The sequence below is a fragment of the Streptomyces sp. NBC_00239 genome (assembly GCF_036194065.1).
GTDB lineage: Bacteria > Actinomycetota > Actinomycetes > Streptomycetales > Streptomycetaceae > Streptomyces.
The window spans coordinates 3,386,848-3,410,169 of record NZ_CP108095.1 but is presented as its reverse complement, the minus strand read 5'-3'; the positions used below and the strand labels follow the sequence as shown (position 1 = coordinate 3,410,169).

22 protein-coding genes, 1 pseudogene and 1 riboswitch are annotated in these 23,322 nt (G+C 72.9%); of the genes and pseudogenes, 15 read left to right on the top strand and 8 right to left on the bottom strand.

What is annotated here, in order from left to right; translation table 11 throughout:
• The first annotated feature begins 100 nt into the window (after window positions 1-100).
• The 6 genes from OG764_RS14855 (at window position 101) to OG764_RS14830 (ending at window position 6,459) form a co-directional block, all read left to right on the top strand.
• A complete protein-coding gene (locus OG764_RS14855) occupies window positions 101-1,054 on the top strand; it encodes a bifunctional methylenetetrahydrofolate dehydrogenase/methenyltetrahydrofolate cyclohydrolase (protein WP_328968907.1) in 954 nt (317 codons plus the stop codon).
• Entirely contained in the window at window positions 1,044-1,568 is a 525-nt protein-coding gene (locus OG764_RS14850; RefSeq protein ID WP_328968906.1) for a DUF3017 domain-containing protein, read from the top strand. Before OG764_RS14855 ends, OG764_RS14850 begins: the two co-directional genes overlap by 11 nt.
• 309 nt (window positions 1,569-1,877) lie before the next feature.
• Window positions 1,878-2,867: a malate dehydrogenase gene (locus tag OG764_RS14845; protein ID WP_328968905.1), complete on the top strand. Its 990-nt coding sequence runs from the start codon at window positions 1,878-1,880 to the stop codon at window positions 2,865-2,867.
• Window positions 2,868-3,035: 168 nt separating this feature from the next.
• On the top strand, window positions 3,036-4,859 hold the full coding sequence (locus tag OG764_RS14840; protein ID WP_328968904.1) for a hypothetical protein: 1,824 nt from the start codon (window positions 3,036-3,038) through the stop codon (window positions 4,857-4,859).
• Window positions 4,849-5,268, top strand: coding sequence for a hypothetical protein (locus OG764_RS14835; protein WP_328968903.1), 420 nt, complete (start codon window positions 4,849-4,851; stop codon window positions 5,266-5,268). Before OG764_RS14840 ends, OG764_RS14835 begins: the two co-directional genes overlap by 11 nt.
• A gap of 414 nt (window positions 5,269-5,682) precedes the next feature.
• On the top strand, window positions 5,683-6,459 hold the full coding sequence (locus OG764_RS14830) for a hypothetical protein (protein WP_328968902.1): 777 nt from the start codon (window positions 5,683-5,685) through the stop codon (window positions 6,457-6,459).
• Between the two features lie 37 nt (window positions 6,460-6,496).
• Here OG764_RS14830 and OG764_RS14825 read toward each other — a convergent pair whose 3' ends face one another.
• On the bottom strand, window positions 6,497-7,009 hold the full coding sequence (locus tag OG764_RS14825) for a carboxymuconolactone decarboxylase family protein (protein WP_328968901.1): 513 nt from the start codon (window positions 7,007-7,009) through the stop codon (window positions 6,497-6,499).
• Between the two features lie 47 nt (window positions 7,010-7,056).
• On the opposite strand from OG764_RS14825, the gene pdxR reads away from it, so the two are divergent.
• Window positions 7,057-8,475, top strand: coding sequence for a MocR-like pyridoxine biosynthesis transcription factor PdxR (gene pdxR, locus OG764_RS14820; RefSeq protein WP_328968900.1), 1,419 nt, complete (start codon window positions 7,057-7,059; stop codon window positions 8,473-8,475).
• 40 nt (window positions 8,476-8,515) lie between these two features.
• On the opposite strand, the gene OG764_RS14815 is transcribed toward pdxR, so the two are convergent.
• Window positions 8,516-9,364 carry a hypothetical protein gene (locus tag OG764_RS14815; RefSeq protein WP_328973015.1) on the bottom strand — a complete coding sequence of 283 codons (849 nt, stop codon included), beginning with the start codon at window positions 9,362-9,364 and terminating at the stop codon, window positions 8,516-8,518.
• Between the two features lie 189 nt (window positions 9,365-9,553).
• On the bottom strand, window positions 9,554-10,759 hold the full coding sequence (gene rocD / locus OG764_RS14810) for an ornithine--oxo-acid transaminase (RefSeq protein WP_328968899.1): 1,206 nt from the start codon (window positions 10,757-10,759) through the stop codon (window positions 9,554-9,556).
• 106 nt (window positions 10,760-10,865) lie between these two features.
• Window positions 10,866-10,957: riboswitch (ZMP/ZTP riboswitch) on the top strand.
• A 35-nt stretch (window positions 10,958-10,992) separates the two neighbouring features.
• On the opposite strand from rocD, the gene glyA reads away from it, so the two are divergent.
• The 4 genes from glyA to OG764_RS14790 all read left to right on the top strand — a co-directional run bounded on the left by glyA (window position 10,993) and on the right by OG764_RS14790 (window position 15,469).
• Window positions 10,993-12,258: a serine hydroxymethyltransferase gene (glyA, locus tag OG764_RS14805; RefSeq protein WP_328968898.1), complete on the top strand. Its 1,266-nt coding sequence runs from the start codon at window positions 10,993-10,995 to the stop codon at window positions 12,256-12,258.
• Window positions 12,259-12,545: 287 nt separating this feature from the next.
• Window positions 12,546-13,559: a tryptophan--tRNA ligase gene (trpS, locus tag OG764_RS14800; RefSeq protein WP_328968897.1), complete on the top strand. Its 1,014-nt coding sequence runs from the start codon at window positions 12,546-12,548 to the stop codon at window positions 13,557-13,559.
• A 93-nt stretch (window positions 13,560-13,652) separates the two neighbouring features.
• Window positions 13,653-14,240, top strand: coding sequence for a 2'-5' RNA ligase family protein (locus OG764_RS14795; RefSeq protein WP_328968896.1), 588 nt, complete (start codon window positions 13,653-13,655; stop codon window positions 14,238-14,240).
• Window positions 14,241-14,425: 185 nt separating this feature from the next.
• Entirely contained in the window at window positions 14,426-15,469 is a 1,044-nt protein-coding gene (locus OG764_RS14790; protein WP_328968895.1) for a YihY/virulence factor BrkB family protein, read from the top strand.
• Here OG764_RS14790 and OG764_RS14785 read toward each other — a convergent pair.
• A complete protein-coding gene (locus OG764_RS14785) occupies window positions 15,414-16,670 on the bottom strand; it encodes a D-alanyl-D-alanine carboxypeptidase family protein (RefSeq protein ID WP_328968894.1) in 1,257 nt (418 codons plus the stop codon). The two genes, OG764_RS14790 and OG764_RS14785, sit on opposite strands and share 56 nt — an antisense overlap.
• Before the next feature lie 121 nt (window positions 16,671-16,791).
• On the opposite strand from OG764_RS14785, the gene OG764_RS14780 reads away from it, so the two are divergent.
• The 3 genes from OG764_RS14780 (at window position 16,792) to OG764_RS14770 (ending at window position 20,045) form a co-directional block, all read left to right on the top strand.
• Window positions 16,792-17,046 (top strand): SCO4848 family membrane protein, encoded by a 255-nt coding sequence (locus OG764_RS14780; protein ID WP_328968893.1) that lies wholly within the window; start codon window positions 16,792-16,794, stop codon window positions 17,044-17,046.
• Entirely contained in the window at window positions 17,043-18,353 is a 1,311-nt protein-coding gene (locus OG764_RS14775; RefSeq protein WP_328968892.1) for a metallophosphoesterase, read from the top strand. Before OG764_RS14780 ends, OG764_RS14775 begins: the two co-directional genes overlap by 4 nt.
• 135 nt (window positions 18,354-18,488) lie before the next feature.
• Entirely contained in the window at window positions 18,489-20,045 is a 1,557-nt protein-coding gene (locus tag OG764_RS14770; protein ID WP_328968891.1) for an ABC transporter substrate-binding protein, read from the top strand.
• Between the two features lie 296 nt (window positions 20,046-20,341).
• On the opposite strand, the pseudogene OG764_RS14765 reads toward OG764_RS14770, so the two are convergent.
• The 3 genes and pseudogenes from OG764_RS14765 to OG764_RS14755 all read right to left on the bottom strand — a co-directional run.
• Window positions 20,342-21,151, bottom strand: a pseudogene (locus OG764_RS14765) (TetR family transcriptional regulator); the annotation flags it as partial.
• Window positions 21,109-21,513, bottom strand: coding sequence for a thiol-disulfide oxidoreductase DCC family protein (locus OG764_RS14760; protein WP_443055935.1), 405 nt, complete (start codon window positions 21,511-21,513; stop codon window positions 21,109-21,111). The gene OG764_RS14760 and the pseudogene OG764_RS14765, both read right to left, overlap by 43 nt.
• A gap of 2 nt (window positions 21,514-21,515) precedes the next feature.
• Complete coding sequence (locus tag OG764_RS14755; RefSeq protein ID WP_328968890.1) at window positions 21,516-21,920, bottom strand: hypothetical protein; 405 nt, start codon at window positions 21,918-21,920, stop codon at window positions 21,516-21,518.
• Window positions 21,921-22,256: 336 nt separating this feature from the next.
• On the opposite strand from OG764_RS14755, the gene OG764_RS14750 reads away from it, so the two are divergent.
• The gene (locus OG764_RS14750; RefSeq protein WP_328968889.1) at window positions 22,257-22,448 is read left to right on the top strand and encodes a superinfection immunity protein; all 192 of its coding nucleotides are present in this window, start codon (window positions 22,257-22,259) and stop codon (window positions 22,446-22,448) included.
• A gap of 87 nt (window positions 22,449-22,535) precedes the next feature.
• On the opposite strand, the gene OG764_RS14745 is transcribed toward OG764_RS14750, so the two are convergent.
• Window positions 22,536-23,294, bottom strand: a complete 759-nt coding sequence (locus OG764_RS14745) for an alpha/beta fold hydrolase (protein WP_328968888.1) — start codon at window positions 23,292-23,294, stop codon at window positions 22,536-22,538.
• Window positions 23,295-23,322: the final 28 nt, after the last annotated feature.

Here is a 23,322-nt window from a genome sequence, read left to right as displayed (position 1 = left end):
GTCCAGTTCGGTGCACGAGCTGTTGTGCAAGTGCAACCTGTCGGCCCGGCGCCCGCCTCCAAGTGGAACCGGGGCGGGTCCATCCGGGAGGATGGACCGCATGACCGCCCAGATTCTCGACGGCAAGGCGACGGCTGCCGCCGTCAAGTCCGAACTGACCGCCCGCGTGGCGGCGCTCAAGGACCGGGGCGTCACCCCCGGCCTGGGAACACTGCTGGTCGGCGACGACCCGGGCAGCCGTTGGTACGTCAACGGAAAGCACCGGGACTGCGCCGAGGTCGGCATCGCGTCGATCCAGCGGGAACTGCCCGACACGGCCACGCAGGAGGACATCGAATCGGTCGTACGTGAACTGAACGAGAACCCGGCGTGCACGGGGTACATCGTCCAACTCCCGCTCCCCAAGGGCATCGACACCAACCGCGTCCTGGAACTGATGGATCCGGCCAAAGACGCGGACGGACTCCACCCCATGTCCCTGGGCCGGCTGGTCCTGAACGAGCCCGGCCCACTGCCCTGTACGCCGTACGGGATCGTCGAGCTGCTGCGCCACCACGGCGTGGCCATCGACGGCGCGCACGTCGTGGTGGTCGGCCGCGGCATCACGGTCGGCCGGTCGATCGGGCTGCTGCTGACCCGCCGGTCGGAGAACGCCACCGTGACGCTGTGCCACACCGGCACCCGCGACCTCGCGGCGCAGCTGCGGCAGGCGGACATCGTCGTGGCGGCGGCCGGCGTGCCGCACCTGGTCAAGCCGGAGGACATCAAGCCGGGCGCGGCCGTGCTCGACGTGGGCGTCAGCCGGGACGACCAGGGCAAGATCGTGGGCGATGTGCATCCCGGCGTCGCCGAGGTGGCCGGCTGGATCTCCCCGAACCCGGGCGGAGTCGGCCCGATGACCCGGGCCCAGCTCCTGGTCAACGTGGTCGAGGCGGCGGAACTCGCCGCGGCCGAGCGGGAGGCGGGCGCCGCGCGGGCCGCCGCCGAGCAGGTCGTGGCCGAGCGGATCGCGGACGAGCGCGATGCGGCGGGAGACGGAACCAGTGCTGGCTGAGCGCGCCGACGGCGCCGAGGACAGCGGGGCCAGGGCCGGCGACGGCGGCCCCGGATCCTCCGGCGGCCCCGAGGGCCCCGAGGGCTCCGAGGGCCCCGGGGACGGCTCCCGGGACGACGTGCAGCGGCCCGCCTCGCGCCGCTTCCCGTCGGTCACGCGCGACACCGCGCGCCCCGAGGGCGGCGGCCGCGCCGCGCCCGGCGACGCGCCGGCCCCGGCCCGTCAGTGGCCCATGCTCACGGTGCTCGGCGCCACCGCCGTCGGTCTTCTCCTCACGGCCTTCGACCAGTTCCGGGTCGGCTGCCTGATCATCGGCGTGGCCCTGATCGTGGCGTCCGTGATGCGCCGGATGCTGCCCTCGGTCGGCATGCTGGCCGTCCGGTCCCGCTTCACGGACATGGTCACGTACGGGCTGCTCGGGGTGGCGATCACGCTGCTGGCGCTGGTGGTGGAGCCCGAGCCGTGGCTGGAGGTCCCGTTCCTGGAGGACGCGGTCCGCTTCACCGTCCGCTGAACGGAGGGCGGCAGGACGGCGGGAGGCAGGAAGGCGGGACGGCGCGAAGGCGGGCCGGAGGGCCGTACGGGGCATCGGAGGGGCGCCCGCCGCTGACCCGCCCGGGTGGTTTTCGTGCCCCGGAAGGCCGGTCCGCCTTCGAACCCCTGCCCCTGTGTGCGGCGTACCACACGGGGGTGGGGATCGGCGGCATCCAGGGTCGGATAGCCTGACCGCGGATGTCTCTTCACATCAAGATTCACAGGAAGCGGCGTCCGCCAGCACATGGGGCGGGGACGCCCCACCGCCAGCTGTCTAACGGAGAAGGCCATGACCCGCACTCCTGTGAATGTCACCGTCACCGGCGCCGCCGGCCAGATCGGCTACGCGCTGCTCTTCCGCATCGCCTCCGGTCACCTGCTCGGCGCGGACGTGCCGGTCAACCTGCGCCTCCTGGAGATCCCGCAGGGCCTGAAGGCCGCCGAGGGCACCGCGATGGAGCTCGACGACTGCGCGTTCCCGCTGCTCCGCGGCATCGAGATCACCGACGACGCCAACAAGGCGTTCGACGGTGCGAACGTCGCGCTGCTCGTGGGCGCCCGCCCGCGCACCAAGGGCATGGAGCGCGGTGACCTGCTCTCCGCCAACGGCGGCATCTTCAAGCCGCAGGGCAAGGCCATCAACGACAACGCCGCGGACGACATCCGCGTGCTCGTCGTCGGCAACCCGGCGAACACCAACGCCCTCATCGCCCAGGCCGCCGCGCCGGACGTCCCGGCCGAGCGCTTCACCGCGATGACCCGCCTGGACCACAACCGCGCGATCTCGCAGCTGGCCGCCCGTACCGGTGCCGCCGTCACCGACATCAAGCGCCTGACGATCTGGGGCAACCACTCGGCCACCCAGTACCCGGACATCTTCCACGCGGAGATCGCCGGCAAGAACGCCGCCGAGGTCGTCAACGACGAGCAGTGGCTGGCCGACACGTTCATCCCGACCGTCGCCAAGCGCGGTGCGGCGATCATCGAGGCCCGTGGCGCGTCCTCCGCGGCCTCGGCCGCGAACGCCGCCATCGACCACGTGCACACCTGGGTCAACGGCACCGCCGCGGGCGACTGGACCTCGATGGGCATCCCGTCGGACGGCTCCTACGGCGTCCCCGAGGGCATCATCTCGTCCTTCCCCGTCACCTGCACCGACGGCACGTACGAGATCGTCCAGGGCCTGGACATCAACGAGTTCTCGCGCACCCGCATCGACGCCTCCGTCCAGGAGCTCGTCGAGGAGCGCGACGCGGTCCGCGCGCTCGGCCTGATCTGATCAGTCCCGCAGCAGGCCCCGCAGCAGGCCCGCGAAAGTCCGGAAGAAGGCCCGTAACAGGAGCCTGACCGGCCTCTCTTGCACCCGAAGCGCCCCGGTAAACCTCGCCGGGGCGCTTTGGCGTGAATACGGCTGTTGGCCGTAAGTCTGCCGCCCTAAGGTGCCACGGTGACCCAGACTGCCGTGCCCCACCAGCCTCCGGGAGGCCGGGGAGACCCCCAGCTGCTCGGAAAGCCCCCGGTACCCCCGACCGCCAGCGAGGCGGGCCGCCTGCTGTGCGCCGGGACCTACCTCGACGGCGCCTACCGCGACCGCGTGATCGACGAGCTGTACGTCCACGAGGAGCGCATAGCGGCCCCCTCGTACGGCTACGACGCCGCCCGCGTGCTGGCCCACGCGCTGCGCGCCCGCCGCGCCGAACTCCTCTGGGCCACCGGGATCGTCGCGCTGTTCGTCCTCGGGAGCCTGCTCACCGAGGGGCTGTTCCTGCTGCTGGTCGGCCCCTGCCTGGGGCTGAACCTGGCCGCGTGGATCACCGAGAAGGCCCGCGGACACGCCGTCTACGTCCGCGTGTTCGCGTTCCTCGTGCGCCTCTACGCGCGTCTGCTGTTCTTCGCCACCATCGTCATCCTGGTCGTCGCGGCCTTCACCGCCGAGAGTGACAGCGAAAGCGACTACTACGACGACTCGTCCTCCGGGTTCTTCGACTCGTCCGGGTCCTCGTACGGCGAGCCGTCCGGCCCCGGGGAGGCGTTCGGGACCCTGGTGTTCCCGGCCGGTGGCGTCGGCGACGAGCTGACCAAGGGCGCCGCCTGGGGCGTCCTCGCCCTCTTCGCCTGCGTCGCGGCGCTCAAGGCGGCCCAGCGCGGCCAGTTCGCCCGCGTGCTCGCCGCCGAGCTGTCCCCGCAGCGCTACCCCGACCTCGCGAACGACCCGGCCGAGCAGTTCACCGGGGCGCGCTTCCGCAAGGTGCAGCGCCGGATCCGCACCGAGCAGCACTGGCCGCTGGTCATGTACAGCGTCAACAACCCGTTCTGCGGGGCCGGCGGCTACCTCCGGCCGTGGAACCTCTCCGTGGAGCTGCGCCCGCGCACCGACCTCGGGCCCGACCGCAAGCCCGTGCCCCTCGACAACGCGCAGATCCTGCACCGGATCGTGCCGCTCGTCGAGGCCCTGCGGGTGCCCTCCGCGCACGGCTCCCCGCAGGCGTCGGCCGCCGTGCTCGACCGGCTCCGCGAACTGGTCGTCGACGAGTGCGTCTTCCTTCCCGCCAACGGGCTGCTCCACCGCGACCAGGGCCCGTACCGGCCCGAGGACTTCGGGGTGCACCGCGCCGGATCCGTCGAGGAGGGCGGCGAGAAGCGCCGGCACTTCCTGCGCATCCGGGTCGGCGGCTGGGACGAGGAGGTGGTCGTCACCGTCTTCGTGCGCGTCCACACGCAGGGCGGGATGCTGATGCTGGAGCTGGCCCCGCACGCGCTGTTCCCGGTGCGGGACCTGTTCCAGGAAGCGGACGAGCTCGCGCAGCGGTACCGGAACAACAACCCGTTCGGCAAGGCGGTCTGGGCGGCCACGCACACCCCGCGCGCGCTGGGCGGCGCGCTCGCCACGCTGGGCCGCGGGCTGGTCAGCGCCTGGCGGATCGTCACCGAGGGCAACGGCGGGGCCCGCCCCACCGGCCCGCACCTGTCGGTGCGCGAGCTCGGTTCGGACTTCGACGCGTCCGTGTTCCAGGACATGGACATCGACCGCTACCTGAAAACCGTTCAGGACCGGGTGGCCGCAGGGGTGAAACTGGCCCTGCGCGACGCGGGCTGGCAGACCGGCGAGTTCGAGCAGAAGATCGTCAACCTGGCCGCGGGCGCGACGTACGTCGGGGCGGTGCACGACAGCGCGGTCAACTTCGGCAGCGAAGGCAGCGCCCACAACACGAACACGAGCACGCCGCAGCAGGGCGGGAACCAGGGCAGGGGGGCCGGCAATGGCGCATGACGAACGCGGCACGGGCGGGACGGGCGGTGCGGGGGCTCCGGCACCCGGTCCGGGGCCGTCCTTCCAGGTGGGGAACATCTCCGGCAGCGCCGTGAACTTCGGCGCGCACGGAACCGCGACCAACACCAACAACCACTACGCCGCGCCCGTCGACACCGCCCAGCAGGAGCTGCTGGCCGCCGTGCGCGAGCTGCGCGCGGACCTCGCCCGGCTGACCCCGCGGGCCGAGACCACCGCGCTCGACGAGGAACTGGCGGGCGCGGCCGAGGAGATCGAGGAGGCGGGCGCGGCCGCACCGGGGCGCCTGGGCCGGCTGCACGCGGCGCTGGCCTCGGCCGGTCCGGTCGTGGAGTTCCTGGCCTCCGGCGCCACCGTGGCGGGACTCCTCACCCAGCTGCTGGGAGGCTGAGCCGTGGCCGCAGGCGGGGGCGGGGGCGGCAGCCCGCGGTGGAACCCGGCGACCCAGAGCTGGGAAACCGGCCCCGAACCGGCCCCGGAACCCCCGCAGGCCCCGACCCCGCCGCCGGCCCCTCCGACCCCGCCCGCAGCGGGCCCCGGGCCGGCACCCTCGTACGGTCCGGCGGCCGGTTCCGGTTCTGCCTCCGGTCCGGCGTCCGCTCACGGCCCCGGGTCCGAGGCGGGCGGCGGGCCGGGGTCTCCGTACGGTCCCGGCACCGAAGCGGGTGGCGGGCACGGTTCTCCGTATCGGCCCGGCACCGAAGCGGGTCCCGGGGCGGTTGCGGACGGCTCGTCCGGGGCGGGTTCCGGGCAGCCCGGCGGGGCGCTGCCGCCGTTGCCCGGGGTGGCGCCGGCCGGTCCGCCGGTGCCGTCCCTGCCGCCGCTCCCGTCGCTGCCCGCCCTGCCGCAGCTGCCCCCGCTGGGGGACACCGCGGCCGGGTACCCGCCGGTGCCGCGCAAGCGGTCCGCCCTGTTCAGCCCGGTGATCGCGGTGGTGGCGGTGGCGGCACTCGCGGGCGGCGGCGCCGCCGTCTGGCTCGTCCAGCGCAACGACGATCCGGCCGCCCGCGCGACGGTCACCGCCTCGCCCGGCACATCCACCGACGACCCGCAGGGGGAGGCCACCCCGCCCGACCCGTCCGCCTCGCCCGAGGCGTCGGCATCGGCGTCCGCGTCGGCCTCGCCGACCGCCGGCGCGGTTCCGGACGGGTTCCGGATCGCCGAGGACCCGAAGGGCTTCACCCTCGCCGTCCCCGACGACTGGGCGCGCAGCGAGGAGAAGACCGGGGTGTTCTTCCGCTCCGCGGACCGCGAGTCGCTGCTCCAGGTCTTCCGGGTGGACGAGCCGGAGCTGAGCCCGCTGGACGCGGTCCGCGGCGCCTCCGGCACGCTCGCCTCGAACCCCGGCTACACCGAGGTGTCCGTCACCGAGATCCCGGGCGAGGCGGGTGGACCGGCCGCCGCCGAGCTGGTGTACGAGTACGACGGTTCGACCGGCAGCCGGCGGCGCGGGGTGGAGCGGGTCTTCGTCACGCCCACCGGCGAGAAGTACGCCCTGCTGGTCCGCGCGCCGGCCGCCGAATGGCCCCGCCAGCAGGACGTACTGGCCGCGGCCCTGGCCGCGTTCGAGGTGACGTCCTGACGTCCTGACGTCCTGACGCCCTGGCCCCTCGGCGTGGTCAGTTCTTGAACATGCCGGCCGTGTAGTGGCCGGGCGTCAGGCGGCAGGCCACGCCGAAGCGGTTCCACGCGTTGATGGTGGCGATCAGGCCGAGCAGGTGGGACAGCTCGGTCTCGTCGAACTGGGCGGCGGCCCGTGCGAAGACCTCGTCCGGCACGAAGCCGTCCGTGAGGACGGTGACGGCCTCGGTCAGTTCGAGGGCCGCCAGCTCCTTCTCGGTGTAGAAGTGCCGGGACTCCTCCCAGGCCGAGAGCTGCACGATGCGCTGGACGCTCTCGCCCTCCGCCAGCGCGTCCGTGGTGTGCATGTCGAGGCAGTAGGCGCAGTGGTTGAGCTGCGAGGCGCGGATCTTCACCAGCTCGGCGAGGGCCGGGTCGAGGTGCTTGGTCGCCGCCGCGTCCAGGGCGATCATCGCCCGGAAGACGCCGGGGGCGTGCCTGCTCCAGTCCAGTCGCCGCGGCTCCTCGGTGGCGTACACCGGCGTGGTCTTCTCGTCCTTCGTGGTCGTCATGGCTCCCACCGTACGAGGGGCCCGACAGGCGGATATGGTCCACTCCCATGACGGATTCGTGGGCCACTTTCGGTGCTGACCTGCATCTGGAGCTCGGCACCGGTGGGCAAGCGGGTGAACGCGGCGGCGCCGCTCCGCACGGGGTGCGCGGCGTGCGCGCCGGGCTGGTGGCGGCGCTGCGGGAGGCCGTGCGCGGCGGCCGGCTCGCCGCGGGCACCCGGCTGCCGTCCTCGCGGCAGCTCGCCGCCGACCTCGGCATCGCCCGCAACACGGTCGCCGACGCCTACGCGGAACTCGTCGCGGGCGGCTGGCTGACGGCCCGTCAGGGCTCTGGCACCCGGGTCGCCGCCCGGCCGGTGACCCGGCCGCGGGCCCCCGAACGGCGCGGCCCGGCGTACAGCCTGATGCCCGGCTCCCCGGACCTGGCGGGCTTTCCGCGCCGGGCCTGGCTGGCGGCGGCCCGGCAGGCGCTGGCCGAGGCCCCCCACGAGGCGTTCGGGTACGGGGACCCGCGCGGCCGCCCCGAACTGCGGACGGTCCTCGCCGAGTACCTGGCGCGGGCCCGCGGGGTGTACGCGGATCCCGGCCGGGTCGTGACGTGCGCCGGGTTCGCGCACGGGCTGATGCTGCTGGGGCGGGTGCTGCGGGAGCGCGGCGTCCGGGCCGTGGCCGTCGACCCGTACGGACTGGACGTCCACCGCGACCTGCTCGCCGACGCCGGGCTGGAGACCGTACCGCTGGGTGCCGGGGAGCTGCCCGGCCCGGGGGTGGGCGCGGTGCTGGCGACCCCGGCGCACCGGTTCCCCACCGGGGACGCGCTGCCCGCCCGGCGGCGCGCCGAGCTGGTGCGGTGGGCGGGCGCGACCGGCGGGCTGCTCCTGGAGGACGACTACGACGGGGAGTTCCGCTACGACGGGCAGCTGGTCGGGGCGCTCCAGGGGCTGGACCCGGACCGGGTGGTCTACTGCGGCACCGCGAGCAAGTCGCTGGCGCCGGGCCTGCGGATCGGCTGGCTGGTGCTGCCGCCCGCGCTGGCCGACGAGGTCGTCGCGGCGAAGGGCGGCAGCGACTGGACGTCCAGCGCCCTGGAGCAGCTGACCCTGGCGCAGTTCATCGCCTCGGGCTCCTACGACCGGCACGTGCGCGGGATGCGGCTGCGCTACCGGCGGCGCCGCGACCAGCTGGTCGCGGCGCTCGCCGAACGGGCCCCGCGGGCCCGGGTGTCGGGCGTGGCGGCGGGCCTGCACGCGGTGCTGGAACTGCCCGCGGGCACCGAGCCGGCCGTCCTGCGGGAGGCCGCCGACCGCGGTCTGGTCCTGGAGGGCCTGGCCCGCTACCGGCACCCGGCCGCGGCGCTTCCGCCGCGCGACGCGCTGGTCATCGGTTACGCCACCCCGCCGGACAGCGCCTGGACCCCGACGCTGGACGTGCTGTGCGCGGCCCTGCGGGCGGTGGTGGCGGCCTGACCGGGCCGGGCGGCGGCGGAAGCGGTGCGGCGTGGAGCGGTCAGGCGTCGCGGGCCGGTCCCGGGCCGGCCTCGCCGGGGAGTTCGCCGAAGCGGGCCAGGGCGAGGGCGCCCGCCACCGCGACCGCGAAACCGGCCACCGCCAGCCAGGCCAGCCCCTCGCGGGTGCGGTCTCCCAGCCATACGACACCCACCAGGGCCGGCCCCACCGTCTCGCCCAGCTCCATTCCGGCGGTGGCGGTGGTGACCGAACCGCGCTGGAGGGCCGAGGTGAGCAGCAGGAAGGCGGCGCCGCCACCGAGCAGCAGGGCGTACGTCGCCGGATTGGTGAGGAGGTGGGCGGGGGACAGGCTGTCGATCAGGCGGACGGACACCTCGACCACGCCGAAGCCGGTGCCCGATCCGAGGCCGAGGGCGAGCGCCCGGCTGCGGTCGGGCAGCCGGCCGGCCACGGCTCCCACCGCGAGTACGGCCAGCGCGCAGCCCAGCATGGCGAACTTCAGGGCGTCGGTGCCGGGCTCGGTGCCCTCCTCGCCGGCGGCGAGGGCCAGCATCGCCAGCCCCGCGCAGACGACGCCGACCGCGGCCCATTCGCTGCCGCTGAGGCGGACGTGCAGCAGCCGGGAGGCGACCACCGCGGTGACCGCGAGGCTCGCGGCGAGCGCGGCGCCGACGGCGTAGATCGGGATGGAACGCAGCGCGATGATCTGGAGGACGAAGCCGAGGCCGTCCAGTGCGAGGCCGGCCAGGTAGCGCCACTGGTGCAGCGCCCGCAGCAGCAGGCGGGCGTCCACGCCGGAGCCGGTGCCGGGGGTGGTGGCGCGGGTGGCGACGGCCTGCAGGACCGAGGCCGTGCCGAAGCAGACGGCGGCCCCGAGCGCACACAACATCCCAACCAGCACAAAAGGGACTGTAGTCCACCGGCCCCCGTGGCCCCGCCCGCCAAACCCGCCTGGCTTCGGCGGGCCGGTTCAGCCGCCCGGCGCCGGCGGGCGAATTCAGCCTCGCCGGCGAGGCCGGAGGTTGCCCCCGAGGCGTCGGCGGAGCCGGCAGTTGCGGCCCGGCGAGGCCGGCGGAGGTCAGGGGTTGGGGAAGAGGGAGCGGAGTTGTTCGAGACCCCAGTCGAGGTCCTCCTTGCCGATGACCAGCGGCGGCGCAAGCCGAATCGTGGCCCCGTGCGTGTCCTTCACCAGCACCCCGAGTTCCATCAGCTTCTCCGAGACCTCCCGGCCCGTCCCGTGCTCCGGCGCGATGTCCACACCCGCCCACAGCCCCCGCCCGCGCACCGCGGTCACCCCGCCGCCGACGAGCAGCCCCAGCTCCCGGTGCAGGTGGTCGCCGAGTTCGGCGGCGCGCTGCTGGTACTCGCCGCCGCGCAGCATCGCGATGACCTCCAGCGCGACCGCGCAGGCCAGCGGGTTGCCGCCGAAGGTGGAGCCGTGCTCGCCCGGCCGGAAGACCCCCAGCACGTCGCGGTCCGCGACCACCGCGGACACCGGCACGATGCCGCCGCCGAGCGCCTTGCCGAGGACGTACACGTCCGGGACGACGCCCTCGTGCTCACACGCGAAGGTGCGGCCCGTACGGCCCAGCCCCGACTGGATCTCGTCGGCCATGAGCAGCACGTTCCGCTGCCGGGTCAGCTCCCGCACGCCGGCGAGGTACCCGGCCGGCGGCACCAGCACCCCGGCCTCGCCCTGGATCGGCTCCAGGAGCACCGCGACCGTGTTCTCGGTGACCGCCGCCGCCATCGCGGTGAGGTCCCCGTACGGGACGATCTCGAAGCCCGGGGTGTACGGGCCGAAGTGGTCGCGGGCGTCGTGGTCCGTGGAGAACGACACGATCGTGGTGGTGCGGCCGTGGAAGTTGTCCGCCGCGACCACGATCTTCGCGTGTCCGTCGGGGACGCCCTTCACCTCGTAGCCCCACTTGCGGGCCGTCTTGACGGCCGTCTCCACGGCCTCGGCCCCGGTGTTCATGGGCAGCACCATCTCCTTGCCGCACAACGCGGCGAGCTGCTCGCAGAATTCGGCGAACCGGTCGTGGTGGAAGGCGCGCGAGGTCAGCGTGACCCGTTCCAGCTGGGCCTTCGCCGCCTCGATCAGCCGCCGGTTGCCGTGGCCGAAGTTGAGCGCCGAGTAGCCGGCCAGCATGTCGAGGTATCTGCGGCCTTCGACGTCGGTCATCCACGCGCCCTCGGCCGTGGCGACCACGAGCGGGAGCGGGTGGTAGTTGTGCGCGCTGTGCGCCTCGGCGGAGCGGATGGCGTCTGTGGTGGTCGACACGGGGTCTCCGTTCATCGTTGGACGGCGACGGGGGTGGCGTCACTTCTATCGTCGCTCGGATGGTGGACGAGGAAACCTTCGCGCGTGGTGCGCCCGTTAAGGTGAGGACACGCACGGCGACTGGCGTACGGAGAACGAACTCCGGGGGAGCCGTGCGCGCACGACCGCAACAGCGGGCCGCTCGCCTGGGCCGTCGCGGGGACGATTCGACAACGACCCCGGAGGACGACGCCATGACCGTGCGCCATCCCGCCCTTGCCGCCGCCGACCCCGCGCTCGCCGCGCTCGTCGGGGCCGAGGAGCTCCTGCAGGCCGAGACCCTGCGCCTGATCCCCAGCGAGAACTACGTGTCCGCGGCCGTGCTGGAAGCCTCCGGCACGGTGCTGCAGAACAAGTACAGCGAGGGCTACCCGGGCCGCCGCTACTACGAGGGCCAGCAGAACATCGACCAGGTCGAGTCGCTGGCCGTGGCGCGCGCCAAGGCCGTCTTCGGCGTCGACCACGCCAACGTCCAGCCGTACTCCGGCTCGCCCGCGAACCTGGCCGTCTACCTGGCCTTCGCGCAGCCCGGCGACACCGTGATGGGCATGGCCCTGCCGATGGGCGGCCACCTCACGCACGGCTGGGGCGTCTCCGCCACCGGCTCCTGGTTCCGCGGCGTCCAGTACGGCGTACGCCCCGACACCGGCCTGATCGACTTCGACGAGGTGCGCGAGCTCGCCCTCAAGGAGCGCCCCAAGGTGATCTTCTGCGGTGGCACGGCGCTGCCCCGGACGATCGACTTCGCGGCGTTCGCGCAGATCGCGGAGGAGGCGGGCGCGGTGCTCGTCGCCGACGTCGCGCACATCGCCGGCCTGATCGCGGGCGGCGCCCACCCCTCGCCCGTGCCGCACGTCGACGTCGTGTCGACCACCACCCACAAGACCCTGCGCGGCCCGCGCGGCGCCATGCTGATGTGCCGCGAGGAGCACGCGAAGGCCATCGACAAGGCGGTCTTCCCGGGCTTGCAGGGCGGTCCGCACAACCAGACCACCGCCGGTATCGCGGTGGCCCTGCACGAGGCCTCCCAGGACTCCTTCCGCACGTACGCGCACGCGGTGGTCGACAACGCGAAGGCGCTGGCCGAAGCGCTGCTGGAGCGGGGCTTCGACCTGGTCTCGGGCGGCACCGACAACCACCTGATCCTGATGGACCTCACCCCCAAGGACGTGCCGGGCAAGGTCGCCGCCAAGGCGCTGGACCGGGCGGGCATCGTGGTGAACTACAACACCGTCCCGTACGACACCCGCAAGCCCTTCGACCCGTCCGGCGTGCGCATCGGCACCCCGTCGCTGACCTCGCGCGGCCTGGGCACCGCCGACATGGCCGCGGTCGCCGACTGGATCGACCGCGGTGTCACGGCCGCCGGCACCGGCGACGAGGCGGCCCTCGCGGTGATCCGCGCCGAGGTGGCCGAGCTGATGGCCGCCCACCCGGCACCGGGCCTGCCGCTCGCCTGATCCGGCGCGTCCGGGGGAGCGGGCGCCCGGTGTCCGCTCTCCCTCCGGTGCCGCCCGGCGGGGCGGCTCCGGGGGCTCCGCCCCCGGAGCCCCGCGCCCCAAGCGCCGGAGAGGCCGTATTCGCTAACGGTCGTTCGACCGGGGCAAGATCCAGCCGTGCGGATACCCGCCGGTACCGGGCCGGGCCGTACTGCCTGCTGTGATCCTCACCTCAGCGGGCCCTCGGACCCGGCGGGTTCCGGCCACCGCACGGCCGAGACCAGCCCTGCACCTGAGAGAATGGCCCCATGGCCTTCGACCGTCCTCGCGCGCTCTCCGGTATCCAGCCGACCTCCGGTTCGTTCCACCTCGGGAACTACCTCGGAGCCATTCGGCAGTACGTCGCCCTGCAGGAGTCCCACGACGCCTTCTACATGGTGGTCGACCTGCACGCGATCACCATGCCGCAGGAGCCCGCCGCGCTCCGCGCGAACACCCGGCTCTCCACCGCGCAGCTGCTCGCGGCCGGCCTCGACCCCGAGCGCTGCACCCTCTTCGTGCAGAGCCACGTGCCCGAGCACGCGCAGCTCGGCTGGGTCATGAACTGCATCACCGGCTTCGGCGAGGCCAGCCGGATGACCCAGTTCAAGGACAAGTCCGCGAAGTCCGGCGCCAACAACGCGACCGTCGGCCTCTTCACGTACCCGATCCTCCAGGTCGCCGACATCCTCCTGTACCAGGCCGACGCCGTCCCGGTCGGCGAGGACCAGCGCCAGCACATCGAGCTGACCCGCGACCTGGCCGAGCGCTTCAACCAGCGCTTCGGGCAGACCTTCACCATCCCGGCGCCGCACATCGTCAAGGAGGTCGCGAAGATCTACGACCTCCAGGACCCGGCGATCAAGATGTCGAAGTCGGCGTCCACCCCCAAGGGCCTGATCAACCTCCTCGACGAGCCCAAGGTCACCGAGAAGAAGATCAAGAGCGCGGTCACCGACACCGAGGCCGAGATCCGCTTCGACACCGAGAAGAAGCCCGGCGTCAGCAACCTGCTCACCATCTACTCCACGCTGACCGGCACTGCGATCCCGGTCCTGGAGGAGAAGTACGTCGGCAAGGGCTACGGCGCGCTGAAGACCGACCTCGCCGAGGTGATGGTCGAGTTCGTCACACCCTTCAAGCAGCGCACCCAGGAGTACCTGGACGACCCGGCGGAGCTGGATTCCGTACTGGCCAAGGGTGCGGCGAAGGCCCGCGCGGTCGCCTCCGAGACCCTCGCACAGGCCTACGACCGGCTCGGTTTCCTGCCGCCGAAGGGCTGAGGCACACCCGGGGACCTGGGACCCTGGCAGTAAGGGGGGTGCTGCCGCCACACTGGGCGGCAGCACACTCGTGAGGACGACGGAGGAGAACACGTGGGGACCGTAACGCTCGGCGTTTCGATCGCGGTCCCGGAGCCGTACGGCAGCCTGCTCCAGGAGCGGCGGGCCGGCTTCGGGGACGCCGCCGCGTACGGCATTCCCACGCACGTGACGCTCGTGCCGCCCACCGAGGTGGACGAGGCCCGGCTCCCGGGGATCCGCGCGCACCTCGCCGAGGTCGCGGCGGCCGGCCGGCCGTTCCCGATGCGCCTGGCCGGCACGGGTACCTTCCGCCCGCTGTCGCCGGTGGTCTTCGTCCAGGTCGTCGAGGGTGCGGCCGCCTGCACCCGGCTGCAGAGCCTGGTGCGGGCCGAGGACGGCCCCCTCCAGCGCGAGCTGCTCTTCCCGTACCACCCGCACGTCACCGTCGCCCACGGCATCTCCGAGGAGGCGATGGACCGGGCGTACGCCGAGCTGGCGGACTTCGAGGCGGGCTGGACCTCCGAGGGCTTCGCGCTGTATGAGCAGGGGGCGGACGGGATCTGGCGCAAGCTGCGCGACTACCCTTTCGGGACCGGCCCCGCGGGCGTCCCGGCGCAGTGCGCCTCCCACCGTGACGAGCCGACGACGCTCCAGGCCTGACGGGCCCGGCGGGCGCGGAAACGCAGGGACCGCAGCACCAGCGAGTGGAACGGCCGGACGGCTCGGGACTTCATCATGAAACCGACCGTATCCCCCAATCGGGACAAAACCTCTGATTTCACCACCTTGTGGCACCTGGTCCGGCGTTCCCCGATCCGTAGGCCATCCGCGTCTACGGTGACGTCATGGACTGGCTGAAGAAACTCCCCGTGATCGGGCCGTGGCTCGCCCGCCTCATGCGGACCCACGCGTGGCGCTCGTACGAGACGCTCGACCGGGTCCACTGGAGTCGGCTCGCCGCGGCCATCACCTTCATCAGCTTCCTGTCGTTGTTCCCGCTGATCACCGTGGCCGCCGCGGTCGGCGCGGCGCTGCTCACCCCGGAGCAGCTCGACAAGATGGAAGCCAGGCTCGCCGAGCAGGTCCCCGGCATCTCCGACCAGCTGAACATCTCCGCCCTCGTCGACAACGCCGGCACCATCGGACTGGTCGCCGGCGCGGTCCTTCTGGTCACCGGCATCGGCTGGGTCTCCTCGATGCGCGACTGCCTGCGCGCGGTGTGGGAGCGCGACGACGAGCAGGACGGCAACCCCATCGTCCGCAAACTCAAGGACGCCGGCGTGCTGCTCGGCCTCGGCGGCGCCGCGCTGGCCTCGGCACTCGCCTCCGTCGCGGGGGCGAGCGCGGTCGGCAAGAGCGCCGACTGGCTGGGCATCCCCCGGGAGGGGGCCGGCGGCGTGCTGCTGCGGGTCGCGGCCTTCGGCGTGGGCGTGCTCGCCGCCTTCCTGCTCCTGCTGTACCTGCTGACCCTGCTGCCCGGCGTCGAGCCGCCGCGGCGCCGGCTGGTGGTGGCGGCCCTGATCGGCGCGGCCGGTTTTGAACTGCTGAAGCTGCTGCTCAGCGGCTACTTCCGGGAGGTCGCCGCCAAGAGCATGTACGGGGCGTTCGGCGTGCCCGTCGCCCTGCTGCTGTGGATCAACTTCACCGCGAAGCTGCTGCTGTTCTGCGCCGCGTGGACGGCGACGGGCCCCGCCTCCGAGGAGACGGAGACGGGGCCCGGGGAGGACGGATCCCGCGATGGCGATGGCGCCGACGACGGCGCCGGGAAGACCGGGGGCGGGGACGACGGGCGCGGGGACGACGGGCGCGGAGGCGCCACGGACGCCGGAGGCGTCAGTCGCGGCCCGTCGCCCGGCGGCTCCGGGGCCGCCTCGGCCAGCGCCGGTTGACCGCGAAGACCCCGCCCGACAGCACGGCCAGCGCCCCGCCGGTGACGGCGAGCGCGGTGCCGAAGCCGCCGCCGCTCTCCTCTTCGGCCGCGGCCGGGACCTCGGTCTTCTCGTGCGACTGCGCGGGCGAGCCGTGCGAGGTGGTGTCGGCGCTCTTCGGCGGCACCAGCTCGCCGACCGGCTTGACCTTCCCGGCGGCCGCGAAGCCCCAGTCGAACAGGTCCGCGGTCTCCTCGTAGACGCTGTTGCCGCCTGCCGCGCTCGGGTTCATGACGGTGACGAGCAGCTTGCGGTCGCCGCGCTGCGCGACCCCCGTGAAGGTGGAACCGGCCATCGTCGTGGTGCCGTTCTTCACGCCGGCGATGCCCTTGTACGGGGTCATGCCGTGCGCGCCGGTCAGCAGCCGGTTGGTGTTCTGGATGCCGAACGTCGGCCGCTTCTCACCCGGCTTGGCCGCGCCCGGGAACTGCGCCGAACCCGTCGCGCAGTACTCCCGGAAGTCCTTCTTCTGCATGCCGGAGCGGGCGATCAGCGACAGGTCGTACGCGCTGCTCACCTGCCCGGGGGAGTCGTAGCCGTCCGGCGACACCACGTGCGTGTCGAGGGCCTGGAGCTCCTCGGCGTGAGCCTGCATGTCGGCGACGGTCTTCTGCACGCCGCCGTTCATCGCGGACAGCACGTGCACGGCGTCGTTGCCGGACATCAGGAAGACCCCGAGCCACAGGTCGTGGACGGAGTACTCCTGGTCCTCCTTCACCCCGACCAGGCTGCTGCCCGCGCCGACGCCCTGGAGCTCCGTTTCGGTGACCTTGTGCACCTGGTCCTTGGGCAGGCTCGGCAGGACGGTGTCCGCGAACAGCATCTTCATCGTGGACGCCGGGGGCAGCCGCCAGTGCGCGTTGTGCGAGGCGAGCACCTCGCCCGACTCGGCGTCCGCCACGATCCAGGAACGCCCGGTCAGCGAGGCCGGCAGCGCGGGGGCGCCCGGACCGAGGTTCACCTGGGTGCCCGGCTGCCCGAGCCGGACGCCGCCGACCGTGGACATCGAGGCGGGCGGTGCGGGCTCCTTGACCGCCCCCTTCTTGACGGAGCCCTTTCCGTCCGGGGGCGGGGTCGGCGCGGCGTGCACCGGCCCTGCGGTCAGGGCGGGCAGCAGCAGCGCGGCGGTAACGACCGTCAGCGCGGTCTTCTTGGCAGACACGCAGGTGAACGTACATGCAGTCCGGCTGGTTGCCGAGTCCGTTGAGCCAAACCGCCGCAAGCGATGCCGGGACAGCCCACCCCGACGCGTCCGTCCTGGGGACGGAACCGATACTGAGGGCATGAAACTGAGCCGCGCCGCCTCCTGGTTCCTGCTCGCCTTCGGGGCGTTCAGCTGGTTCATCTGGGTGTCCTTCGTCCGGAACCTGTGGAAGGACGGCAGCGGGCTGGCCTTCGACGATGCGGGCGACCCGACGGCCTATTTCTGGGTGCACCTCACCCTGGCGGTCACGTCCTTTCTCCTGGGGACGGTCGTCGGGCTGATCGGGTTGCGTTCGGTGCGGACCCTGCGGCGCGAATCACGTGTCGCGGCATGACCGTCGTCGTCTTCGCGCTGGTCGCCCTCGCCGTCCTGGCCCTGCTGGTGCTCGTCCACCGGTGGGTGTGGATCCGGCTGGTCCGTGACACGACGGCCCCCGGCGGCCGGGCCCGGCGGGCGGGCGCCTGGCTGCTGATCGCGCTGCCGCTGCTGTCCGTCGCCGCACTGGTCTCGGGCCGCGCGGGCGCCCCCTTCGCGGTCCAGCAGGCGGTGTCCTGGCCGGGCTACCTGTGGCTGGCGCTGCTCCTGTACCTGGTCCTGGCCCTGCTGGTGGCCGAGCCGGTGAGATTCGTCTGGCTCCGCCGCGCACGCCCGGCAAGCCCGACCCCGGCACCCGTCCCCGAACCCGCCACCGCCACCCACAGGGACTCCGCCCCGGACCCCGGTCCGGGGACGAGTCCAGCCTCGCCGGGGGCGAATCCGGCCTCGCCGGCGTTTGAGGCGCGGGGGTCCGGGAGCGGAGCCCCCGAAGGCGCCACGCAGACCCGGCGTGTGTTCGTCGCGCGAACCCTGGCCGCGGCAGCGGTCACCGCGGCGGGAGCCACCGTCGCCTACGGTACCCACGGCGTGCTGCGCGGCCCCCGCGTAAAACGCGTCACCGTCCCCCTCGCCAAGCTGCCCCGCGCAGCCCACGGCTTCCGCATCGCCGTGGTCAGCGACGTCCACCTCGGCCCCGTGCTCGGCCGTGCGCACACCGAGCGGATCGTCCGTACGGTCAACTCCACCCAGCCCGACCTGATCGCGATCGTCGGCGACCTCGTCGACGGCAGCGTCCCCGACCTGGGCCCGGCCGCCGAACCCCTCGCCCGGCTGCGGGCCCGGCACGGCAGCTTCTTCGTCACCGGCAACCACGAGTACTTCTCCGGCGCCCAGCAGTGGGTGGACCACGTCCGCGAACTGGGCCTGCACCCGCTGGAGAACGCCCGTACGGAGCTGCCCGGATTCGACCTCGCCGGCGTCAACGACGTGGCGGGCGAGAGCGAGGGCCACGGCCCGGACTTCGCGAAGGCCCTCGGCGACCGGGACCGAGGCCGGACCGCGGTCCTCCTCGCCCACCAGCCGATCGTGATCCACGACGCCGTCGAACACGGTGTGGACCTCCAGCTCTCCGGCCACACCCACGGCGGCCAGCTGTGGCCCGGCAACTACCTCGCCGATCTCGCGAACCCGACCGTCGCGGGCCTGGAGCGGTACGGGGACACCCAGCTCTACGTGTCCCGCGGCGCGGGCGCGTGGGGCCCGCCGGTACGGGTCGGCGCGCCCTCCGACATCACCGTCGTCGAGCTCGCCTCATACCAGAGTTGAGTCCCGACTCCTAGGGCAAATCGCCCTTCCGATTGTGAAAATTCCATGGTTGAGTGATCGACGTTGCAGGCGCTGCCGACGAAGTGAGACCCACACACCGGCGCGCGGGTGGGGCTCACAAGGAGTTAAAGCGGTATGCGGTCTGTTCCTTCCAGGGCCCTCGCGGCCGGATTTGTCCTGGCCGTCGCGGGTGTCGGAGCCTGGCAGTTCCTGCCGTCCGCCACCGGGACGGGAGACGCGATCAAGGTCGGGACGACCGACGTCGCCTCCTCCCTCGACCCGGCCGGTGCGTACGACGCCGGCTCCTGGGCGCTGTTCAGCAACGTCTACCAGTCGCTCATGACGATCCGGCCGGGTTCCGCCGACCCGGTCCCGGACGCGGCGGACTCCTGCAAGTTCATCGGGCAGAAGCTGACGACGTACGAGTGCGGGGTCCGGGACGGGCTGAAGTTCGCCAACGGCCGCGAGGTCACCGCCGAGGACGTCAAGCACTCCTTCGACCGGATCAAGGCGATCAACTCGGACCAGGGTCCGGCGCCGCTCTTCAACACCCTGAAGTCGATCTCCGTGCACGGCCGGACGGTCACCTTCAACCTCAACACGCGCGACGCGACGTTCCCGTTCAAGATCGCCACCGGGGCCGCGTCGATCGTCGACCGGGAGAGCTACCCGGCCGACCGGCTGCGCGAGGGCGACCGGGCCGACGGCTCGGGCCCGTACGTGCTGAACTCCTTCACGGCGGGCAGCGAGGTCCGCCTGGAGCCCAACGACGCGTACCTCGGCGAGGCCGACTCCCCGCACGCGCCGGTCACCATCCGCTACTTCAAGAACTCCGAGGAGCTGAACGCGGCCTGGCAGGACCGCAAGATCGACGTGGCCCACCGCGACCTGCCCCCCGAGGTGCTGGCCGGGCTGCGCCCGGGGCTGGCGGACACCCGCTACCAGCAGTCCGGCGGCACCGAGACCCGCAGCATGGTCTTCAACGTCCGCAAGGGCTCGCCGATGGCCGACCGGTCCGTCCGCCAGGCCGTGGCCGCCGTCCTGGACCGCTCCAAGATCGCCAGCGGCCCGTACCAGGGCACCGTCACGCCGCTGTACTCGCTGGTTCCGCAGGGCGTCGGCAGCCACAGCACGCCGTTCTTCGACACCTATCCGCAGCCGGACGCGGCCGAGGCGAAGAAGCTTCTCAGGGACGCCGGCGTCAACACCCCGGTGAGCTTCACCCTCGGCCTGAACGTCCGCGGCACGAACATCTCCGAGGCCGCCGAGATCAAGCGGCAGCTGGAGTCGACCGGGCTCTTCAAGGTGAAGACCGAGTCCGTCGACGAGTGGCCCGAGTTCCAGAAGGCCTACGCGGCCGGCCGCTTCGACGCCTACACGATCGGCTGGATCGCCGACTTCCCGGACCCGGACAACTTCATCGCCCCGCTGGTCGGCGCCGACTCGTCCATGAACAACGGCTTCCAGGACGAGGCGATCGACCGCCTGATCACCCGGACCCAGTCCTTCAGCGACCGCTCGCTGGCCGCCACCGACTTCCGGGAACTCCAGCAACTGGTGGCCGAGGAAGCGCCCATGCTGCCGATCTGGCAGAAGAAGGACTTCGTGGTGAGCCGGGACGCCGTCACCGGCGGGCAGTTCCTCTCCGACGGCACCGGCGTGTGGCGGCTGTGGGAGCTGAACTGGCTGTAGGCCGGCCCGGCGCCGCCCCGACCGGGTGACCGGCGCGGCGGAACACCTCAGTCGCCCGCGGTGCTCCCGGGGCGCTCGGCGTCCGGGGCGTCCTGGGCTCCCGGGGCCTCCGCGGTGGTGGAGGCGTCCGGGGCGGCCGAGGAGGCGCGCTTGAAGGTCCGTACGCTCCTGACGGTCCTCGCGCCCTTGGCCGTCTTCGCTGCCTTGCCGGCCCCCGCACCGGCCGTGCTCTCCGTACCGGCCGCGGTGTCCGTACCGGTCGTACCGGTCGTACCGGCCGCGCTCTTCGCGCTCTTGGCGGTCTTCGCCGCGGCGGCGGTCTGCACCATGCCCGGCAGGAAGTCGTCGAACAGCTCGTGCAGTTCCCGCACCAGCGGGCGCATCACCCGGAACCGGGCGAGGACGATGCCGCGGGTGGTCAGCGCCGCCCCGCGCTCGGCCATCCGCCGCGTCTTCTCGCTGTTCTCGGAGCGGTCGAACACCCAGTAGAGGACCAGGCCCATCTGGGAGAGCCACATCAGCTCGGGCAGGATGTCCGCGAGCTCGGCCGGCACCTTCGTCTTCGCCCCGGCGAGCACCTCGCGGTGCATGTCGATGGCCTGCCGCCGGGCCGGCTCGGACTCCGCGGAGAACGGGCTGAGCGGACTCTCCGGGTCGGCCGCGTTCTTGAAGAACTGGGCGGCGAACTCGTGGTACGGCGCCGCGATGTCGAGCCAGGACGTCAGGACCCCCGCCAGTCGGGCCTGCAGGTCCGTCTCCGTGTCGAGGACCGGCCGGACCGCCCGCTGGTGCTCGGCGCCGATCCGGTCGTAGAAGCCCTGGACCAGATGTTCCTTCGACTCGAAGTAGTAGTACGCGTTGCCGACGGAGACCCCGGCCTCCTTGGCGATGCCCCGCATCGTCGTCTTGTCGAAACCGCGCTCCTGGAACAGGCGGAGCGCGGTTTCCAGGATGAGCGTGCGGGTCTGCTCGCTCTTGGCCGCCTTGGCATCGGCCGCACCGGCGTCGGTCGCGGCGGTGGCCTTCGGATCCGGGGACTTCGTGTCTGTCACGGTGTCCGAGCCTATCCGGGCATTCCGGGAGCCGGGCACGCCCCGTCGGTGCATTCCGCCACGGCCCGGGTGACCTCCCGGTATTTCGCCGCGGCGAGCATGGTGGCCCGTGCGAAGGGCCGACCGGCCGGAGTGGCCAGCCAGTGGGCCTTCGGCCGGTGCTCGGCCAGTGCCCACAGGCACACGATGAAGGCGCTGGTGCCGGTGAACACCTGCCCGGCGTCCCCGATCACGGTGATCTCCCGCAGCGTCGCCTCGTGGTCCAGCGCCGGGAAGCGCTTGCGCGCCTCGAAGGAGCCGGCCGGGACGAGCGAGAGCGGTACGAGCCACCGCTGGCCCAGCAGCCACTGCCGGATGTGCACGCAGAGCGGGCAGTGGGCGTCGTACAGGACGGTCAGGCTCCGGACCGCGTACACGGTCAGGCTCCGGCGGGGGTGGTCCAGCCCTGCGGGGCGACCGGCGGGGTGTTCTCACGCTCCATGACACCCCGGCGGCGGATCTTGTTCAGCACCCAGACGTTGGCCAGGTGCATGAAGCCGAGCACCAGCAGGACCACGCCGAGCTTGACCGAGAGCGCCTCGAACAGGCCCCGCGCGTCCTCGACGCTGTCGGCGGCCCGCAGGTAGAGCGTGACGAAGCCGAGGTTGACCAGGTAGAAGCCCACCACCAGCAGGTGGTTGACGGCGTCCGCGAGCTTTTCGTTGCCCTGTAGGACGTCCGAGATGAAGATCCGCCCGTTGCTGGTGAGCGTGCGGGCCACCCAGATGGTGAGCCCGACGCTGATGAGCAGGTAGATGACGTACGCGACCACGGTGAGGTCCATGCCCCCCGCCTCCTTGAACGTGTTCAAAAAGCTGACAGGACTCACTGTAGGGCTTGTTTTGAACACGTTCAAGCGAAACTTCTGAACGCGTTCAGTCGGCAGTGCGCGCGGTGGCGCGAAGGGGGGCGGGGGTCGGCCGGGGGCTGTTCGGGGCGGGTCGCGGTCGGATGCGGGGCGGATGCCGGTCGGCACCGCCCGGGCCGCTGGTGGCCACCGGACCGGCTTGGTACGAAGGGCTGCACGCGCCCTGCCGAACGATGGGGGCAGGGCGCCCGGGCAGCGAGCGCGGGCCGGCGGCAGACGGCCGCCCGACAGGCGCAAGAGGGGGTTGGGGCGATGGACAACGTGGGTCCCGGAGTACTGCTGGTGCTGGTACTCCTCTACTTCATCCCGGCGGTGATCGCCTTCGCGAGGAGCGTGCCGAACCGGGGCTCGGTGCTCGTGGTCAATCTGTTCCTCGGCTGGTCGCTGATCGGGTGGGTGGTCGCCCTGGCCATGGCCGCCCGGTCGGCGGACCGCGCCCGCTGAGGCGGCCGGGCGACGCGCCCCCGCGGTGCGTCGAGCCGACGCGGCCCGGAGGCGCGCCCCGGAGACGCCCCCGGGTGGCGCGCCCGGCTAGGCGGTCAGGAACTCCCGCAGCAGGGCGGTGATCTCGGCCGGGCGCTCCAGCGAGGGCAGGTGTCCGGCCCACGGGAGTTCCACGTGACGGGCGTCCGGGAGCTGTGCGGGCAGCGCGGCGGCGATCGCCCGGAAGTCGGCGACGTCGTGGGCCCCGGACAGGACCAGGGTGCGGGGCGTCACGGCGGACAGGTCCACCTCGGGCTCGGGGAGTTCGTGGTCCCCGGCGCCCGGGGCGAGGGACACCTCGAAGATGCGGCGCTGCATCCGCGCGACCAGTTCCCGCGCCTCCTGCCCGGCCTCGGGCCCCAGCCAGGTCCGGACGTTGAGCTGCACCGCGCCGTCGAGGTCGCCGGACTCCAGCAGCGCGTCCTCCGCCGTGCGGAACGCCTGGAGTTCCGGGCCCCGCTGCTGCCCGGGCAGTGCCGTGCAGAGCAGCGCGAGCGAGGTCACCCGCTCCGGGTGCATCGAGGCGATCCGCAACGCGACCCGGCCGCCGTACGAGGATCCGACCAGCGCGGCCCGCTCGATGCCGAGGCTGTCCAGCAGGTCGAGTACGTCGGTGTCGTCGGAGTACGGCTCCGTCCCCGCCGGGGATTCGCCACAGGTGCGGAAGTCGGCGCGGACCACCCGGAAGCCGGCCTCGGCCAGCGGCTTCCACTGGGGGTCCCACATCCGGCGGTCGCAGACGGACGAGTGCAGGAGGACCACGGCGGGTGCCTGCGGCGACCCGTCCACATCATGAGAAATGATCATCCGGTCATCCTGGCACCCCCACCCGTCC

Excerpts from the sequence above, each read along its gene's own strand:
- OG764_RS14855 (WP_328968907.1), top strand. The coding sequence starts at position 101 with ATGACCGCCCAGATTCTCGACGGCAAGGCGACGGCTGCCGCCGTCAAG.
- OG764_RS14845 (WP_328968905.1), top strand. The coding sequence starts at position 1,878 with ATGACCCGCACTCCTGTGAATGTCACCGTCACCGGCGCCGCCGGCCAG.
- OG764_RS14835 (WP_328968903.1), top strand. The coding sequence starts at position 4,849 with ATGGCGCATGACGAACGCGGCACGGGCGGGACGGGCGGTGCGGGGGCT.
- OG764_RS14825 (WP_328968901.1), bottom strand. The coding sequence starts at position 7,009 with ATGACGACCACGAAGGACGAGAAGACCACGCCGGTGTACGCCACCGAG.
- pdxR (WP_328968900.1), top strand. The coding sequence starts at position 7,057 with ATGACGGATTCGTGGGCCACTTTCGGTGCTGACCTGCATCTGGAGCTC.
- OG764_RS14815 (WP_328973015.1), bottom strand. The coding sequence starts at position 9,364 with ATGTTGTGTGCGCTCGGGGCCGCCGTCTGCTTCGGCACGGCCTCGGTC.
- glyA (WP_328968898.1), top strand. The coding sequence starts at position 10,993 with ATGACCGTGCGCCATCCCGCCCTTGCCGCCGCCGACCCCGCGCTCGCC.
- trpS (WP_328968897.1), top strand. The coding sequence starts at position 12,546 with ATGGCCTTCGACCGTCCTCGCGCGCTCTCCGGTATCCAGCCGACCTCC.
- OG764_RS14790 (WP_328968895.1), top strand. The coding sequence starts at position 14,426 with ATGGACTGGCTGAAGAAACTCCCCGTGATCGGGCCGTGGCTCGCCCGC.
- OG764_RS14780 (WP_328968893.1), top strand. The coding sequence starts at position 16,792 with ATGAAACTGAGCCGCGCCGCCTCCTGGTTCCTGCTCGCCTTCGGGGCG.
- OG764_RS14775 (WP_328968892.1), top strand. The coding sequence starts at position 17,043 with ATGACCGTCGTCGTCTTCGCGCTGGTCGCCCTCGCCGTCCTGGCCCTG.
- OG764_RS14770 (WP_328968891.1), top strand. The coding sequence starts at position 18,489 with ATGCGGTCTGTTCCTTCCAGGGCCCTCGCGGCCGGATTTGTCCTGGCC.
- OG764_RS14755 (WP_328968890.1), bottom strand. The coding sequence starts at position 21,920 with ATGGACCTCACCGTGGTCGCGTACGTCATCTACCTGCTCATCAGCGTC.
- OG764_RS14750 (WP_328968889.1), top strand. The coding sequence starts at position 22,257 with ATGGACAACGTGGGTCCCGGAGTACTGCTGGTGCTGGTACTCCTCTAC.
- OG764_RS14745 (WP_328968888.1), bottom strand. The coding sequence starts at position 23,294 with ATGATCATTTCTCATGATGTGGACGGGTCGCCGCAGGCACCCGCCGTG.